We start from the raw sequence: 18,095 nt of genomic DNA on the forward strand, positions 1-18,095 counted from the left end.
TAGTGGCTTTATCTTTTCCGACTAGGTGTGGCTGCGAACTCCCGACACTTGAAGGTTAGTTTCGCCCGACCCGAATATTACTATGTTTTACGTCGGCAATCAGGGGAATTTTGACTGCTTAGTTCACTCTGTTTTAAAGGAGACAACAACGGCGTATCCGGGAGTGGAATACGCCGTTGTTCTTGCATATATGCCATCAGCTAAATTCCAAGCCACTTCGGGTGGCTATCTGAAAGCCATACTGCCTGAAGGAGTTGAACTTGTTCCCAAACGATTTGCTATCCCCTGGCGCAACAAATGGATGATTGATCATGCAGACTATGTAGTAACATATGTAACCCGTTCTTATGGTGGAGCAGCTAAGGCAATGAACCAGGCGATTAAAAGCGGAAAAATTATATATTCCATAACACAAGAATGTTTAAAATGATGTAATAGGGGGCTTATATTGCACATAGGAGATTAGATCTGCAAATTAACTTTATTGAAACAACATCAGGAAGTGTGTGTTGTGATTTTGGTAAGAATAGGTATAATTAAAGATGAATAATTATATGGTTTTTAGTTAGATATAGCACCCATTTTTAGAGTATAGAGGCCCAATAGTAAATTAAAAATAATAACTGGAGGGAACCCGATATGAATACAGTTCTGCCCAAGCACCAGATGAGCGAGGAGGATATTAAACTCCAGTATATTACCCCTGCGCTCCTTTCCAAATGGCCCCGGGAAAAGATCACCATGGAAACCCGCATCACGGATGGCCGGATTAACCTGAAGGGCAACTTTGTATTCCGGGAAAAGCCCAAGCGGGCGGACTATATCCTGTATCTGAATGCGGAAAAACCCATTGCCGTTGTGGAAGCAAAGGACAATACCCACCCCGTTTCCCATGGCTTGCAGCAGGCGATGACCTATGCCCAGATGCTGGATGTGCCCTTTGCCTACAGCTCCAACGGCGACGGCTTTGTGGAGCATGATTTTCTCACCGGGCAGGAGCGGGAGTTCGGTCTGGACGACTTCCCCACCGAGCAGGAGCTGGTTGCCCGCTACAAAGAGGAATCCGGCATGACGCCCCGCCAGGAGGAGATACTGGCCCAGCCTTACTATACCAGCCAGAACACCTACCCGCCGCGCTATTACCAGCGCAATGCCATCAACCGCACGGTGGATGCCATCGCCCGGGGGCAGCAGCGGCTTCTTCTGGTCATGGCCACCGGCACGGGCAAGACCTATACCGCCTTCCAGATCGTGTATCGGCTTCTGCAAAGCGGCATGAAGCGAAAAATTCTGTATCTGGCGGACCGGAACATTCTGGTGGACCAGTCCATCCAGCAGGACTTTGCCCCGCTGGAGAAGGTCACTCACAAAATCAACGTGGCGAAGGATGACAAAAGCACCATCACCTCCCACGAGGTTTACTTCTCGCTGTATCAGCAGCTGGTGGGCGAGGATGACCAGGAGCATTTCAGCGAGCTGTTCACGCCGGACTTCTTCGACCTGATTATCGTGGACGAGTGTCACCGCGGTTCCGCGAAGGAGGAAAGCCGCTGGCGCAGAATTCTGGATTATTTCCAGTCGGCCACCCAGATCGGCATGACCGCCACCCCCAAGGAGACCAAGTACATCTCCAATCTCAGCTATTTTGGGGAGCCGGTCTATACTTACAGCCTGAAGGAAGGCATCGAGGACGGCTTCCTCGCGCCCTTCAAAGTCATCAACGTGATGACCGACATCGGCGAGGGCTGGCGGCCGCGCAAGGGCCAGCGGGACATCAACGGCGAGGAGATTCCCGACCGGGTCTACACCAACAGCGATTACGACTACAACATCATCATTGAGGACCGCATCCGGCAGGTGGCCGAGGAGATTACCAGGTATCTGAAAAGCACCGACCGCATGGCAAAGACCATCGTGTTCTGCGCCACTGAGGATGCAGCCCTGCGCATGAGGGACGAGCTGGCAAAGCTCAACGCGGATATGATGAAGGAGAATCCCGACTATGTGGTGCGCATTACCGGCGGGGATGAATACGGCAAGGGAAAGCTGAAATATTTCATCTCGGTTTCGTCGCCTTATCCAGTAATCGCCACTACCTCCAAGCTGCTGTCCACCGGAGCGGACTGCAAGATGACCAAGCTGATTGTGCTGGACGAGATGATCGGCTCCATGACCGAGTTTAAGCAGATCATTGGCCGCGGCACCCGGCTGCGGGAAAAAGAGGGCAAGACCCATTTTGTGGTCATGGATTTCCGCAATGTGACCCGCCTGTTCGCCGACCCGGAATGGGATGGCCCCATCGAAATCAACGAGGGCTTTGTGCCGGGCGCGAAGCCCGCTGACCCCAAGGACCCGCCGGAGAAAGACGGCAGGGATGACAAGGACCCGCCGCCGGAGCCGCGGAAAAAGCCCATTGTGGACCGGGACGGCTGCCAGGTGCAGATCATTCACAAGACGGTGTCGGTGTATGACGCAAACGGCAAGCTGCTGCGGCAGGAAAGCATTGTGGACTACACCAAGGAAAACATCCGGGGCGAATATGCGTCGCTGGATAACTTTATCCGGCAATGGTCGGCGCAGGAGAAGAAGGAGCAGATCCGCAATCTGCTCCACGAGCGGGGCATCGACCTGGAACTGATGAAGGCGGAGCAGAATATGGCGGATGTGGATGACTTCGACTTCATCTGCCATGTGGCCTTCGACAAAAAGCCCCTCACCCGCAGAGAGCGGGCCAACAACGTGAAAAAGCGGGACTTCTTCAGTAAGTACAGCGGCGCGGCCCGCGAGGTGCTGGAGGCCTTGCTGGACAAGTACATGAACACCGGCATCTATGAAATTGAAAAAACCGAGATTTTGAAGTTGGATCCCTTCATCCGGATTGGGAAGCCTGCCAAGATCGCCTCGTATTTCGGCGGCAAGCAGGGCTACCTGAAAGCGGTGGAGGAACTGGAGCAGGCGATCTATACGGACGAGGTAGTGTAAGTTATGAAAGGTTCAGAAACGAAATTGGTTTCTTATATGCAGGGATCGGACAAACGCTTTATCATCCCTGTATATCAAAGAAATTATGATTGGAAAACCGAAAATTGCAAACAGTTATATGATGACTTGATCAAAGTTGTAAGAAGAGGACGTAAAAGCCATTTCTTTGGCAGCATTGTATCGGTTCATAATGATGGGGAATTCAACGAGTACCTTGTCATTGATGGGCAGCAGCGATTGACCACAATTTCGCTGCTCTTATTGGCAATGTACAATCTGATGAAAAACGGCGTTCTTACACCGTCCAAAGGGAATTTAGCAGAGAAAATCTACAAAACATATTTGATTGACGAATGGCAGGATGATGATACCAGAATCAAATTAAAGCCGGTAAAAAACGATCGGGATGCCTTTGGTCGATTGTTTGATGACCAGTCTCAGCATATTCCAAACTCTAACCTTACGATTAACTATGAGTATTTCTATTCTCGTATCCAAAAAGAAGAGGTCTCTCTGGACGAACTTTATGAGGCGATCACAAAGCTGGAAATTATCAATATTACCCTGAACCAGGACGATAATCCGCAGTTAATCTTTGAAAGTTTGAACTCCACCGGCGTTGCGCTCAGCGAAGGCGATAAAATCAGAAACTTCATTCTTATGGGGTTACCCAGCAAACAGCAAGCAGAGTTTTACGAGAAGTACTGGAATAAAATTGAGGTGTGTACAGACTACGATGTCAGCTTGTTTGTACGGGATTATCTTAGCGTAAAGCAACAGCTCATTCCTGCCATGAGCAAGGTGTATTTCACATTTAAAGCATTTGTGGAAGAAAGCGGGACGGAAGTTGAGGATCTACTGCAGGAGCTTTTACGCTATGCTAAATGGTACGCAGTTCTTCTCAAAGGAAAGACTGCAGACAAAGAACTTAATTCCTGTATTTATCGGCTAAACCGTTTGGAAACAACGGTTACCAGACCTTTCTTTCTGGAAGTTCTTCGCCTGCAATCAGAAAATAAGATTTCGCTGTCCGATGTAAAAGAAATTTTTCTCTATACAGAGAACTACCTGTTTCGCAGAGCAATTTGCGATCTGCCCACTAATACTTTAAATAAAATCTTTCTGATGCTGCATCGCGAAATCATTCGATATGATGGCACCGAGAACAATTATGTGGAAAAGTTCAAGTACGCACTTCGAGCAAAATCAGATCGCGGCAGATTTCCTGATGATGGCGAATTCATTGAAGCGTTTGAAAAGCGTCCGGTCTACCAGATGAACAGCAAAAACAAAATCTATATGCTGGAGCGCTTTGAAAACAGTGGAACTGTGGAAGTACAGGATGTCTATAAACAGTTTGATGATGGTATATACTCGATTGAGCATATCATGCCCCAGCATCTTACGCCAGTTTGGATCAAAGAACTTGGTGAAGATTATGAAGCTGTTCACGAAACCTGGTTACATCGTTTGGCAAACCTTACCCTGACTGGCTATAACTCCAAGTACAGCAATAGTGCGTTTCAGGAGAAGCGTGATATGAAAAACGGATTTCATGACAGCCATCTACATATGAACGTGTGGATTGCCCAGCAGGATCATTGGGGGCTGGAGGAACTGGAAACACGCAATCAAATTCTGATGCAGAAGGCCTTGGTGATTTGGCCGCTGCCGGAAACTAATTTCCAGCCAGAAGAAAAGCAGATAGATTCGTATTCTCTGGATGACGATGTGGATTTGAGTGGTCGAGATATTGTCCGTTTTGGTTACAAAAATACAGAACAGCCCGTTACTAGCTGGATTGATATGATGGAGCAAATTTTGAAAATTCTCCATGCAGAGGATAAATCCGTGTTATCGAGGTTGGCGTATTCCACAGATGATACAAATGATTTGAATGTATATGTGAGCCACAACCCACAGGACTTGCGAAATGCACTGGAGATTGATACGGATATTTTCGTTGAGAGAAATACCAGCACATCCACCAAAATTTCCATGCTGCGCAAATTCTTTAAGGCATACGGCGCAAACGAAGCAGATTTGGTATTCTACCTCAAAGACTCCAACGTGGATACCGCAGAACAAGAGGCAGGTACAAGATATGAACTGAGACGCAGGTATTGGGCATTTGCGCTGCCGTATATCCAGCAGGCACATGACGATGGAACTGGGCGAGGATGCTTCTCTGGATGCACAACCTCCAAAGAGAATTGGCTGAGCGGCTTTTTCGGAATTGGCGGATTTAATATTTCTTGTATTGCCAACTACAATCGGGCAAGGGTGGATTTAACCTTGGCAAACGTCAGCAAAGAGCGAAACAAAGAAGCGTTTGATTATTTGTTCGGCCATAAAGATGAAATTGAAGCGACGCTGGGAAGTTCGGTCGAGTGGCTTCGGAGCGATAATACGAAGGGATCTTATATTCTTGTGCGCTTGGAAGGCGTTAGCATTGAAAATGAGGCTGACTGGACCCAGATGGCAAAATTTCATGCGGAATGGAGCAAGAAGTTCTATGACGCATTTGTTCCCTATTTAAAGCAAAAATACTAAGGCGGTATAACCCATGAGCAATTTAACGGGATTTGTAAAACGGCTGCGGGACATCATGCGCAACGATGCGGGCATCAACGGCGACGCACAGCGCATCGAGCAGATTGCCTGGATGCTGTTTTTGAAGGTGTACGATGCAAAGGAACAGGACTGGGAATGGGATGATGAGGCGTATCGGTCCATCATTCCCGAGGAGTGCCGCTGGCAGAACTGGGCACACGATGACAAATCCGGCACCGCCCTCACCGGTGACCGGCTGCTGGATTTTGTGAACAATAAGCTGTTCCCCACGCTGAAAAGCCTGCCGGTGAGCGCGTCCACCCCCATCAAAAAGGCCATCGTGCAGACCACCTTTGCCGATGCCAACAACTACATGAAGGATGGCGTGCTGCTGCGGCAGGTCATCAACGTGATCGACGACCTGGACTTCAGCGACTATGAGGAGAGCCACGCCTTTGGCGAGATTTACGAGACCATCCTGAAGGAGCTGCAAAGCGCCGGTTCCGCTGGTGAGTTCTACACGCCCCGCGCGGTTACGGATTTTATGGCGCAGGTCATCCGCCCCAAAATCGGCGAGACCATGGCCGACTTTGCCTGCGGCACCGGCGGTTTTATCATCAGCTGGTTGAAGGAGCTGCAAAAGCAGATCAAAAGTACTGCCGACGCTGAAAAATACAGCAATTCCATTTACGGTATCGAGAAAAAGCAGTTTCCTTACATGCTCTGCGTGACCAACCTTTTGCTTCACGGGCTGGATGTGCCCCAGGTGTACCACGCGAACACCCTGCTTCACGATGTGCTGGACTACACCGAGGACGACAAGGTGGACGTGGTTCTGATGAATCCCCCCTATGGCGGCAATGAGAAAGCGGACGTAAAGAACCATTTCCCTGGCGACCTGGCCAGCAGCGAGACCGCCGACCTGTTCATGTCGGTGATTATGTATCGGCTGAAAAAGAATGGCCGGGCAGCGGTGATCCTGCCGGACGGCTTTCTGTTCGGCACCGACAACGCCAAGGTGAACATCAAGAAAAAGCTGATGCGGGAGTTCAATCTGCACACCATCATCCGGCTGCCGGGCAGCGTGTTCTCGCCCTATACCTCCATCACCACTAACATCCTGTTCTTTGACAACACCCACTCCACCGAGGAGACCTGGTTTTACCGGCTGGATATGCCGGAGGGCTACAAGCATTTTTCCAAAACAAAGCCCATGAAGATGGAGCACTTCCAGCCGGTGCTGGACTGGTGGAACGACCGGCAGGAGCTTGCCGAGGACGGCTTTGACAAGGCGAAGAAGTACACGGCGCAGCAGCTCACCGAGGAGCTGGGCTACAATCTGGACCAGTGCGGCTATCCCCACGAGGAGGAGGAGATTCTGGCCCCCATGGACCTGATTCAGCGGTACGAGGAGCAGCGGGCCTCGCTCAATGCGGAAATTGACCGGGTGCTGGCGGAGATCACCAGCCTGTTGGGAGGGAATGCCGAATGACCCCGCAGGAGTTAAAAAACAGCATTTTGCAGCTTGCCATTCAGGGCAAGCTGGTGGAGCAGCGCCCCGAGGAAGGCACCGCCGAGGAGCTTTTTGCCCAAATCCAGCAGGAAAAACAGCGGCTGATTGCCGAGAAGAAAATCAAAAAGGAAAAGCCCCTGCCCGAAATCACCGAGGACGAAAAGCCCTTTGATATTCCGGAGAGCTGGAGGTGGGTGAGGTTATCTCAGATTTGGTCAATATTAAACGGTGACAGAGGGAAAAATTATCCTGCAAAATCAACACTTTCAAAAACAGGTATTCCGTTCATTAGTGCAGTAAACTTGAATGGAAAAACGGTTGTCGAAGATGAGAATTTATTGTGTTTATCACAAATACAGTATGATAAATTAGGTAATGGTAAACTGCAAAAAAATGATGTGGTAGTTTGTATTAGAGGTTCACTGGGGAAGCATGGTGTATACCCATTTATCCAAGGAGCCATCGCATCGTCGCTGGTAATTTTGAGAAATTACTTTTTAAATATATGTGATGATGAATTTTTGTTACTATATTTAGATTCACCGTTATTTTTTTCGGAAATCAAAAAATATGATAACGGAACGGCTCAACCAAATTTAGCTGCGAAAAGTTTGGAGCAATTTTTAATCCCTTTACCTCCCGCTGCCGAGCAAAAGCGGATTGTTGCCAAAATTGAGGAGCTGCTGCCCTATATCGACCGCTACGAGCAGGCGTGGAGCAAGCTGGAGCAGTTCAACAGCCGGTTCCCGGAGGATATGAAAAAATCCCTTCTGCAATATGCCATCCAGGGCAAGCTGGTGGAACAGCGCCCCGAGGAAGGCACGGCGGAGGAACTCTTTGACCAAATCCAGCAGGAAAAACAGCGGCTGATTGCCGAAAAGAAAATCAAAAAAGAAAAGCTCTTGCCCGAAATCACCGACGATGAAAAACCTTTTGACATTCCGGAGAATTGGAAATGGGTAAGAGTAGGATCGCTCCTTCACTATATTGATACAGGAAAAAGCTTCAAATGTGATGAGGTCCCGCCGACAGGTGATAAGTGTGGAATCATTAAAGTTAGTGCTGTAACATGGGGGCAGTTCCAAGAAAACGAAAGTAAGACATGCTATTCAAATGATTTTTGGGTGGATGAGTATGCAATACACAAAAATGACTTCTTAATTTGTCGTGCCAACACGGCAGCTTTAGTAGGCGGTTGCGTAATCGTAGAACAAATTGGCAAAAAATTGATGTTGTCAGATAAGGTGTTGAGACTGCACTTTTCTAAAATGTTGTATTCATACTATATTTTGTGGGCACTGCGAACTTCGATGGTTCGAAATCAGTTTAGTACAGCAGCTACAGGAACTTCAGAATCAATGAAGAATATTTCACAAGATGTAATCAGAAACACAATAATCCCCCTCCCACCCATTGAAGAGCAAAAACGTATCGTCAAAAAACTGGAACAGCTGCTGCCGCTGTGCGAAGGACTAAAGTGAGGTGCAAAGCTTTTGAGAGGAAAAAATACTCCTGTCCCAATCATTGCAAACTTCCGCCAAGATATAAGGAACCTAAAAAGTTCGAAGACGGTGCATATGGATTTGGCTATCAGGATTTCAAATACTGTCCATGTTGTGGAAGTTTAATGCCCGAATCTTTGGAGGCTGTAAAAAGATTTTTTGAATTTTATGATGTGCATCCAGCTCTCAAAGATGCCTTGAAACTGATTTATAAATCTGAGTTTCAAGCGGCAGCACGAGAAGCGTTTGTAACCTTAGAAAATAGACTTAAGAAAAAATCTGGTTTGGATTCGCATGGGTTTGATTTGGCCACAAAGGCGTTGTCTTTTGAAGTGGATAGGAAAACGGGAGAAATAAAAAAGCTCCGCTAATCGCTATAAATGACCTGAAAACAGAATCAGATAGAAATGAACAAGATGGTATTAGATATATGCTTATGGGCTTTTTCCAAGGCCCTAGAAATCTATATCAGCATAACCATATTGGATCAGGTGCAAGTAATGCTATTTCAATAATTATTGAAACTTCCTTTTTCTTGAGGTTGCTGGAGGGGCACAGTACTACTGAAAAAGCGTATTGGATTCCAATAAAAACTGATTATCGAGCAATTTATTACAAAATGCCAACTCGTATTGACCGTTGGAGGTTGATCCATTGGCTTAAGAGAAGAACAAAAAGAATTAAAAAAGAAAGAACAAGGTGAGAATATATGTGGGGTAAAATTGGAGAATTCGTTTGTGCGAATTGGCTTAATATCCTGCTTGTTGTAGTTGGTGCTTCAGCCTTCTTTGTGTATTGGGCGCAGGAACGCCGAAAAATTTCGGAAGCAGCTTCGTTGATTATTATGCAAATTGAAGATTTGCAGAAAAGAATCAGAGAAATTGGTTCGTATATTTCGGAAGGCATTTTAAATGATTCGGCTTTTTACGAATCGCAGATTCTTTTTAAGACAGATTACTGGAACCAGTATAAGCATTATTTTATTCGAAAATTGGATTCTTTCAGTTTTAACACTATTGATGAATTTTATAATTGTGCCACTGAAATTCTTGAGCAGCAGGAATTGATGAAAAGCCTGCAGAAAAATTATTTTTTCTACACGCAGCAAATGATTATTCAGATGGAAGGAATTGCGGTTTTACAGGCTTTGAATTCAAGTACCCAAAATCCAGCTGATTTCAGTGCTGCAGTGAACGGGTTAATTGCAACTATTCCGAATGGCATGAGTGCCGAACAGAAACAAGCCGTAGAAAATTTACTGAAACAAGTCAGCTTTGTAAATCGGAATAGGGATTACGACCAATTCTGGAGCCTTTACAATAAAGAGAAACAAGATATCACTGCAGCAGTGAACAGAGGTGCCCTTGATAGATATACTCCCATGCAAATAAGAATTAGTATAGAAAATGCATTAAAGAAGCTGAATTCCATTTCTGTAATTGGATGCGAAGGGTACGTCAAAATGAAAAAAATGGCAGGGAGAAAAATTTAATAAAGTAGTGTGGTGTTGTTTTTGTATCATTCTTGATGCGTAAAAGCGCACTGGAGAAAATTGGAACAGCTGCCGGCTGTGTGAGCGGCTGTAGAGAGGAAGTAAAATGGCGAAAAGACTACCGAAGGCGTTTTAAGTTGTGTGATGAAAGATTGAGAAATGCAATAAAAAATATAGTGTCGTGATCCTTTTAAGTAATGCTAAAAGCTGTGGAAATATATAATTTTCTTGCGAATTTCTACCGAATATATTATTGCTGTGCAAAAGCATATAAGATATTTGAATAAATTTTAGTGGCATGGCCGCATAAACCAAATGCTCTGCAAGATGGCAGAGCATTTGGTTTATCGATATATAAATTAATAATATGAATAGAGAACTCGGAGGGAAATGAAGGGGTAGGATAGTACCTGTTACTAAGATTGGGAAATGGGCATTAAATAATGAAGTTCTTCTGCGAATTTGCACAGTGTAGGATTGTTAGTTTAAGGTTATGGAGAAAACACTTTTGAAGAATTAAAACAATAAAATAGAGTGGGGGAGAACTATGTCTTTAGAGAATCAATATCGAGAATTGTTTGATAAGGAAATTGTTCAGAAAAGTAAAGGCATTATCTTTTCGTTTTGTCCCATCAAGAACAAGTATCAGTTCAATCCATATGCCCATGCGGTTTCTGAATCTGCCGTAGAAGACTTGGCAACGTTAATGCGTCACAACTTACTGTTTTATGCATTTGGAGAGGAAGAGGTTGTCCGGCTTTATCAAGAAGATCTATTTGAGTCACTAGAAAATGCGGCAAAGTATGCTTATAAACAGAGACTTCCCAAACGAGCTGATATAACAGATGGCTTACCAAGCGAAGCTTTATTAGATTTGCTAATACAAATATATAATCCAAACGCATATAAGCTTGCGGTTCGAACAATATTGAGACAGGATGATAACAATGAAATAAAAGGATATGACCTTTCATATTTCACAAAGGATCAAACAGGTGTTTCGTTATGGCTTGGACAAGCAAAGCTAGGTGGGAAAGATTACTGTAAGTCTAGTATTAGCAAAGATCTTTTGAGCAAATACACTAAAGAATATTTGGCTAAACAAATTTACTTTATATGCGACAAACGAATCGAAATTACAGATGATGCAAAAGAGATTTTGGCTGCAATCAATCGTATTAATGCAATTATGATTGATAAAGACGATTCCCGCCGCATCGATGCTCTGATTGAGCATTTTCAGAAAAGTAATATAAAGATCCGAATCCCATGTCTGCTCGCATATGGCGAAAATAGTGTATATTTTGACGCAAAAGATATTTTTGATAAAATTCAAATAGAAGTAGAATCGATTCGGCAGTATTACGCAAAACAGGCTTACTCATTTGAACAAATTGCTCCGGAAATAATTTTTTATATATTTCCTATAGAAAGTGTTGAAAGATTGAGAGATAAGGAGCGAGGATTCTATGCAGGACTATGTTAGTCAATTACTCCTGGCAATAAACAATTACAATCCCGATGATACTGAATCTGTTAATGTATTACGCGACCTTGTTTGCTGGATTTCGGATAATAAAATATTAAAAAAAGATAAAATTATTGCAGAGCTCCTTTATCTTGCGTCTCAGAAAATGCGGGTATTTGGCTACAATATGCTGAATGAATTCACTGAAGAACCAATTTCTTCAACAGGATATTTAAGCAGTATCAGTGCAACATCTATAACTAATCTCTATAGATCAAAGGTCTATTCAAACAATATTTTGGACAAAAGTCAGCAAGAGGTGATCGACCTCTTTCAAAAACTTCCTGTCCGAAGACTGCTTGTTAGTGCGCCCACTTCTTATGGAAAAACATTTCTAATGCGAGAAATTGTTTTTTTAAATAAAGACAAATATCGTAATGTTCTATTGGTTTTTCCAACTGTTGCCTTACTACTGGAAAATGCCAGAATGATGCAGAAATTTGTTTTGGACAATGAGCTAGACTACGAAATTATTAAAACAGTTGATGTGGCGCTTGATAATGAAAAGAAATATATATTTGTCTTTACTCCGGAGCGGGCACTGCAACTAATTGCGGCTTTTCCGGATTTATGTATAGATTTCTTTTTCTTTGATGAAGTTTATAAAATTGATGAAGACTATTACACAGATGGTACCGAGGAAGATGAAGATAAAAAAAGTGTAAGAAGCTTGCGAAAACCGAAGACAGGAGAATCGGCACAAGAATTCCTGAATGAAGACAGAGGAAAAACATTTCGGATAGCATTGTATTTGCTCGCCAAAAGAGTTAGTGAATATTACCTCGCAGGACCTAATTTGTCCCAAGAAAATTTTGGGATAGGCATGATTCGTTTTTTGCGTTGTAATCAGATCACAGTAAAAGAAATTAACTTTGAACCTACTTTGAGAATTGCGGTCAATGCTTATAATGCAAAGATTGAAGAGAAAATGCCGGAATACTTGCCAGAATCGAAAAATACAAATTTAATTCCGTATGGAACCAAAATAAACGATCGCATCAGGGGAGTCGTCTCTTATATTGACAACAGAAAATATGGGAAAACACTGTTGTATTGTAATTCTCCACGAAAAGCTGCGGAATATTCTGTTAAATTGGCTGACAGGGTGGAGAGGGATATATATGAAAGTTATCCTGACAGCTTTAAGTCATTTGTTCAACATATCAAAAAGGAGTATGATGTCGATCATTCTGTGGATGAATGGAGCTTTGTTCAAGTCTTAAAAAAGGATTCGGTATACATCACGGAAAACTTCCAAAATATATTCAACAAGAAATTTTAGAACAATTCAATAATGGAACATTTGATATTATGTTTTGCACATCAACAATTGTTGAAGGCGTAAATACCGATGCGCAAAATATGGTGATTTTAAATGCATCAAAAGGTGGAGAAAAACTTACGCCGTTTGATATTAAAAACATAAAAGGACGAGCAGGGAGATACTATCATTGCTTTGTTGGCAGAGTGTTTTATATGTCAAAAGAACTTCTTGATATCGAAAATTCCAACTCGTTATCGCTGGATTTTGTTACATACTCCGACAAAAGTATTAGTGTAATAGATTTGGATAATGCGGATATTCAAGATCTATCGACACAGAATAAAGAAGCAAAAATTGAACGTGAAGATATCGCAAAGAACTTTATATTACCGAAAGAGGTCTTTATCATAAACCGAACTATTTCGCGAGATAATCAAGAAAAATTAGCCCGGACGTTGCTTGATGACACAGAGTTTTCAAAATACTCTAACTGGATCACATATTCAGTTGATATTGAAAATTTTTTGCATTTTCGTTGGATTTCAAAGATACTTGATACTTATTGCAAGGCGGGACTAATTGATGAAAGCACAGGAAAACGCTTCTCGGCAATCGCAAATAACTATTATTCAGGAGGATTTAGAGATATCCTTAAGTATGAGATTAATATGTACCGACAGGGAAAGCGAAAGACAATGGATGACGCTTATTCTCGTGCATTTAATTCTCGCAGAGATGTTTTAGAACATAAAATTCCTAAGATATTGTCACTTTTTGAAAGCGTTATTGTTTTTGTGGCAAAGAAAAAGAATGTTAATGCTGAAAATTTTTCGTTGTCAAAAGTTTGCAGATACTATGAAACGGGAGTGAAAACCTTATTAGGCGAAGCGTTGATTGAATATGGATTTCCAACAGACGCTATCAGACGTATAGAAGAGAAACATACTGCACTAAACCATATGTCCGTTATTGAAGCAAAAAGATATTGTAGAGAACATTATCAAGCAATAAAGGAATTGCTTGATGAATATGAAAACGTTCTCTTTGTTAAAGCGATGCGAACATTTTGATGAGGCTCGAGGTATTACCCTATCTTAACAACTGTGTTACTGCAGAAATCTGTTTGCTGGAGTCCATCGATTGTAAACTTCGGCTCTTTCAGTATTTCGGTGTCACTGATACAGAGGATTTGAATACTCTGAAATGGCGTGCCGGTAGATACAATAAAAGTTGCGAGTACATTAAGGAGAGTTTGGGCATATGTATTCTGATGAAACAATGGACACTTTGTATAACTTTGTAAAACGAGCTATCCAGCGGGCAAATAAGGATTCGCTAATCGAGGCCAATGTCTGGGACTGACAGAGAAACGTGCTTCCAGATCCGAGCACCTCTTCGGCATTTTGGGTTGTATCTTCTGCAAAATCGGCGTATACTGATATTAACTAGTATCAATTTGTATCAGTTTTGGAGGAGTTTTCGATGGATGCTTCCTTGTTTGCGAAAATGCTTTCAGACAAAAGCATAACGGATCTAAAAAAACTGGGCTACAAATATCTTAAAGCAGATCTTCAGGAGTTTGTGGCACTTCTAAAGGAGAATTTCTATCATGAGTTGCCGCTGAACGATTTTGACGGAGAACGTATTGTTCTTTTAGAAAGCGTCACCCAGGTCTCCTTGTCCGCAGTGCGCATTCTTCTCACTCCGCAGCGAAGCGACCACCTGTTTGGCACAAAAGCTATGGAGGATGAGATCCTTTCCACTTTCCGGATTGAACAGATCAATACTACGCGCGAAAGTGTACGGCGAGTTCTGGCGGGGCACTCCCCTCGCAATGAAGATGAGCACCGCGTTTATGGTATGAAACGCGGCTTGGAATTTATTGCAGATCCATCTCACACGATCACCGAGGAAAATTTGTATCGGTTGTATCAGATGACGATTGGAGAGTTTTTGCCGGAAGAGGACCAGCTTCTGCCTGGAAACCGATACCGACATGATGCGGTGTATGTGGTAGGGGCCAAAGTAGAACACACTGGTTTACCGTACTCCAAATTGCCGGAGTATATGGCTGCGCTGATCAAGTTTGCCCAGGAGGATTCCGAAACGAATGCCCTGCTAAAGGCTACTATTCTTCATTTCTATCTGGCATATCTCCATCCCTATTTTGATGGAAACGGACGAATGGCCCGGCTTTTGCACCTGTGGTATCTGGTACAGCAGGGGTATTCGTCTGCATTGTTTGTGCCCCTTTCCCGTTATGTGGAGGAAAGCCGCAATCGCTACTACAATGCATTTTCTCTGGTGGAGCGAAATCAGGAAATTAGTGGCATTGTGGATCTGACCCCTTTTCTTACCTATTTCATTGAACAGGTGTATCGTCCGCTTGGCGAGAACAAGATGGGGGGGCATGCAATGGATTCCTTTAAAGAGGCTTTAGCGCAAGGGCAAATCACGGAAAAAGAAGCCGCTCTGTGGCAGTTTGTCCTTTCCTGCTATGGGGACGAAGAATTCTCTACCAAGCAGCTGGAAAAGGATTTCGGCAATGCTGCCTATGCTACCATCCGTAGTTTTGTACTGAAGTTTGAGTCCCTAGGGATGCTGGCTTCCACACGATATGGGAACCGGGTGAAATACCAGGTGATATAGGCAGCCAGAGTCCACTGAATTGCCAGCGGGCTCTGGCTATTTTGTAATTGTGTAACGACTGACATATTTTAACGAGGGTGCCTCTTGTTTATGTTCAAATAGAGAAAAAATTTAAAAGCGCAGCACCTCGTTGATGAAGTAAAATCACAAAAGTGCGATGAACAACGAAGGATGTGATATAATTTTATAAAATACTGAAATACTATGGAGAAATAAGATATGGGTTCATTGCATGAAAATGATCAAAAATATCAAGAATTACATTGCTTGCAAATAGCCGTAGAGGCAAAAAAGCAACAAAAAGGTGAGTCTCGAAAAATCCTTGAGCTCTTAGATGGTGAAAATGTTTATCGTGCACATGAAGAACGTCCTGATTTTGTCAGGAGAATATCTCCTCAGAAAGAAGGGGAAAAAGGTATCCTTCTGGGAATCGAACATTTTCGAGTAGATCACTTGGCTATTAAAAAGCATCCTAAGAAGGGGAAAAAAACTCAATCTTCGCGAATCGCTTCAGTGGCTCCAGTTTTAGATAAAAAGAAACGCGATGTGTATGAAAAATGGAATAATTACTTGGATGAGAACGGAATGTTACCGGAAGAGTTTTTTGAAGAGGCGGCTCAAGATCTTTTTGATTTAGCAGGCGAACATATGCAAAAGGTGATACGCTCAAATTATCGCTCGTTGTTAGCATCCTTGCAGCAGAATCTTGAAACGCATGTAAAGAGCATACCGACATATCAAGAAAACCTAAGAAAAATTGCACAGCCGGGAGAAAAAATTGAAATAGCACTGCTCATTGATCTCTATGCAGAATTCTTTTCTTTGATGAAATTCGATAACAAGGGTATACGCGCATGCAAGATTGGAGAAGTTCCATTGTTTTCGGAAATCATTACACTTATAGAAGGGATAATAGAAAAGTCTGCGGTTAATTATGTGATTTTGTGTCTGAATAGCTCCATAACGGAAAGAATTCCGAAAGTGTATGCTTTTCGTGTAGGCGACATGAAACGCCAAATTCAAAAAAGGCATTTAAAACTTTACGAGTATTTAGCCATGGATTTATTATTCGAGGCTTTTAATGGACGTCCCTATGGAATAGAAAATTATTCTTTCAGTCCCATTGTCCGAGACAATGCAAGTAAAGAGATTAAAACAATGTATTCCTGTGATGTTTCCTCAATCGACGGGGAAACATTCCTTGCTGTTGCATACTATACCGCTTGGAGGATTTTGGGATACGAGGCACACAAAAAGAATTTTTGTGCTTCGTTGTCTGATATGGCTTTTGCTCACGCAATAGCACCTGAAATTAGTGCATGGAGAAAAGTGCCCGGGAGCATATGGCAAGTGAGGCCAATTTTTAAAGTATCGAGTGGTAATGGGCGAGCGGAAAGGATAAAAGAACGTATGGAGGAGATGAAAAAAGAGTACGAAGAAGGATTTGAGCAATAATATGACATCTTGATAATGTTTTACAGTGACCCTAAATATTGATGGAGAATAATATGGATATTTTAGTAGTGGATGATAATGACATAAGTTTTGTTTGGGACGCTATCCAAAAATTGCAACTCATTTTCCACCCTTCTATTGCTCCATTTGGCAAATTCGATTATGGGAAGTTCTTTAAATCAAAAGCCCAAAAACCGTGTTCCCTGTTCTTGGACAGAAACATATTGATTAGCCTTTTTAAATTATGTGAACAGGGAGAATTGAAAAATCGTGCAGAGGCACAGCGTGTTGCATTAATAATGGCGTGGGCAGCACTCAATGGGATGGAAGTTAGTTCCGGATTGGCTGTTATGGAACGAGCAAGTCAATTGCAGTGTCAAAAAAGTGGACTGCTTGAAATTCAAAGATTTCAAGAGATTATGAGCGCCTACTCGGCACAACTATGGGTGGCTCTTGCCGAAGGGCGTATCACAAAAATCCCGCCTATAACTTTTTCTCAAGCATTAGCGCAGAATATTACCGTCGATTATGCAGCGGGTGGTGATCACTATGATATGGCATTGGCATCTCTACTTCATGCTGTATGGCTATATCGGGATAAGAAACTGAGCGCTGCGGAAAAAGTTCGCGAATTTTTTCAATGGACTTGCGACAATTTGTTAATTGGTGAATACATGTTGGTGTATGTTACCCTTTTATTTGCGGGGTGTGAAAATATTAAGGCTCCTCAAAACGCAAACTCAAAAGATATAGAAAAAGTCATTGCAGGATGTGAAAACCAAGCATGGGACATATCCTATTTGACTAACTGGAGTGTATTTTATGAGCATCCCGATGATTATCCGGAAGAATTTATGTTTGCGACTAATGATGTTCTGTTAAAACGGATTTTTATATATAAAAACAACCCTCACGGTTGGAATGGGGTGCTTTTCAATGTGTTTTCTAAAAAGGAATATGGAGAATTGATAGAGTTTATTGAAAAAAATACTGAAAACAGGAAACGTCCTGATTTTGGAGAAGATTCACATAAATACTTTCAATTACTAATCGATGATGAAAAGAAGAGGTTAAAAGTACCACTTTGATTTAGGGACCAACGGACTAGCACTGCTCCCATTTCCTTACCACAGAATTTGAACCGGATGGCATTTCGG

At 43.0% G+C, this 18,095-nt stretch carries 14 protein-coding genes; all 14 read left to right on the forward strand.

The annotated features are described in order from the left end of the window. Positions 1-163: 163 nt before the first annotated feature. A complete protein-coding gene (locus B5F28_RS14520; protein ID WP_143424737.1) occupies positions 164-430 on the forward strand; it encodes a hypothetical protein in 267 nt (88 codons plus the stop codon). Between the two features lie 209 nt (positions 431-639). Continuing rightward, positions 640-2,982, forward strand: a complete 2,343-nt coding sequence (gene hsdR / locus B5F28_RS11390; protein WP_087296010.1) for an EcoAI/FtnUII family type I restriction enzme subunit R — start codon at positions 640-642, stop codon at positions 2,980-2,982. Positions 2,983-2,985: 3 nt separating this feature from the next. Further along, positions 2,986-5,535 carry a DUF4268 domain-containing protein gene (locus tag B5F28_RS11395; RefSeq protein ID WP_087296011.1) on the forward strand — a complete coding sequence of 850 codons (2,550 nt, stop codon included), beginning with the start codon at positions 2,986-2,988 and terminating at the stop codon, positions 5,533-5,535. A 13-nt stretch (positions 5,536-5,548) separates the two neighbouring features. Then, positions 5,549-7,027: a type I restriction-modification system subunit M gene (locus B5F28_RS11400; protein ID WP_087296012.1), complete on the forward strand. Its 1,479-nt coding sequence runs from the start codon at positions 5,549-5,551 to the stop codon at positions 7,025-7,027. Beyond that, the gene (locus tag B5F28_RS11405) at positions 7,024-8,529 is read left to right on the forward strand and encodes a restriction endonuclease subunit S (protein ID WP_087296013.1); all 1,506 of its coding nucleotides are present in this window, start codon (positions 7,024-7,026) and stop codon (positions 8,527-8,529) included. Before B5F28_RS11400 ends, B5F28_RS11405 begins: the two co-directional genes overlap by 4 nt. Positions 8,530-8,675: 146 nt before the next feature. Then, a complete protein-coding gene (locus tag B5F28_RS14775) occupies positions 8,676-8,921 on the forward strand; it encodes a TIGR02391 family protein (RefSeq protein ID WP_158097587.1) in 246 nt (81 codons plus the stop codon). Positions 8,922-8,935: 14 nt separating this feature from the next. Beyond that, positions 8,936-9,253, forward strand: coding sequence for a hypothetical protein (locus B5F28_RS15435; protein WP_481808396.1), 318 nt, complete (start codon positions 8,936-8,938; stop codon positions 9,251-9,253). Positions 9,254-9,259: 6 nt separating this feature from the next. Next, the gene (locus B5F28_RS11415; RefSeq protein ID WP_087296015.1) at positions 9,260-10,042 is read left to right on the forward strand and encodes a hypothetical protein; all 783 of its coding nucleotides are present in this window, start codon (positions 9,260-9,262) and stop codon (positions 10,040-10,042) included. Positions 10,043-10,589: 547 nt separating this feature from the next. Then, positions 10,590-11,528, forward strand: a complete 939-nt coding sequence (locus B5F28_RS11420; protein WP_087296016.1) for a Hachiman antiphage defense system protein HamA — start codon at positions 10,590-10,592, stop codon at positions 11,526-11,528. Beyond that, positions 11,512-12,852 (forward strand): DEAD/DEAH box helicase family protein, encoded by a 1,341-nt coding sequence (locus B5F28_RS14530; RefSeq protein ID WP_143424739.1) that lies wholly within the window; start codon positions 11,512-11,514, stop codon positions 12,850-12,852. The genes B5F28_RS11420 and B5F28_RS14530 overlap by 17 nt, the downstream gene beginning before the upstream one ends. Beyond that, positions 12,771-13,904 (forward strand): helicase-related protein, encoded by a 1,134-nt coding sequence (locus B5F28_RS11425; RefSeq protein ID WP_087296017.1) that lies wholly within the window; start codon positions 12,771-12,773, stop codon positions 13,902-13,904. Before B5F28_RS14530 ends, B5F28_RS11425 begins: the two co-directional genes overlap by 82 nt. Before the next feature lie 412 nt (positions 13,905-14,316). Beyond that, positions 14,317-15,483: a Fic family protein gene (locus B5F28_RS11430; protein ID WP_087296018.1), complete on the forward strand. Its 1,167-nt coding sequence runs from the start codon at positions 14,317-14,319 to the stop codon at positions 15,481-15,483. Between the two features lie 219 nt (positions 15,484-15,702). Next, positions 15,703-16,938, forward strand: a complete 1,236-nt coding sequence (locus B5F28_RS11435) for a hypothetical protein (protein ID WP_143424740.1) — start codon at positions 15,703-15,705, stop codon at positions 16,936-16,938. A 53-nt stretch (positions 16,939-16,991) separates the two neighbouring features. Next, entirely contained in the window at positions 16,992-18,026 is a 1,035-nt protein-coding gene (locus B5F28_RS11440) for a hypothetical protein (RefSeq protein WP_087296020.1), read from the forward strand. Positions 18,027-18,095 lie beyond the last annotated feature (69 nt).

Source organism: Gemmiger sp. An194 (genome assembly GCF_002160145.1).
Classification (GTDB): domain Bacteria; phylum Bacillota; class Clostridia; order Oscillospirales; family Ruminococcaceae; genus Allofournierella.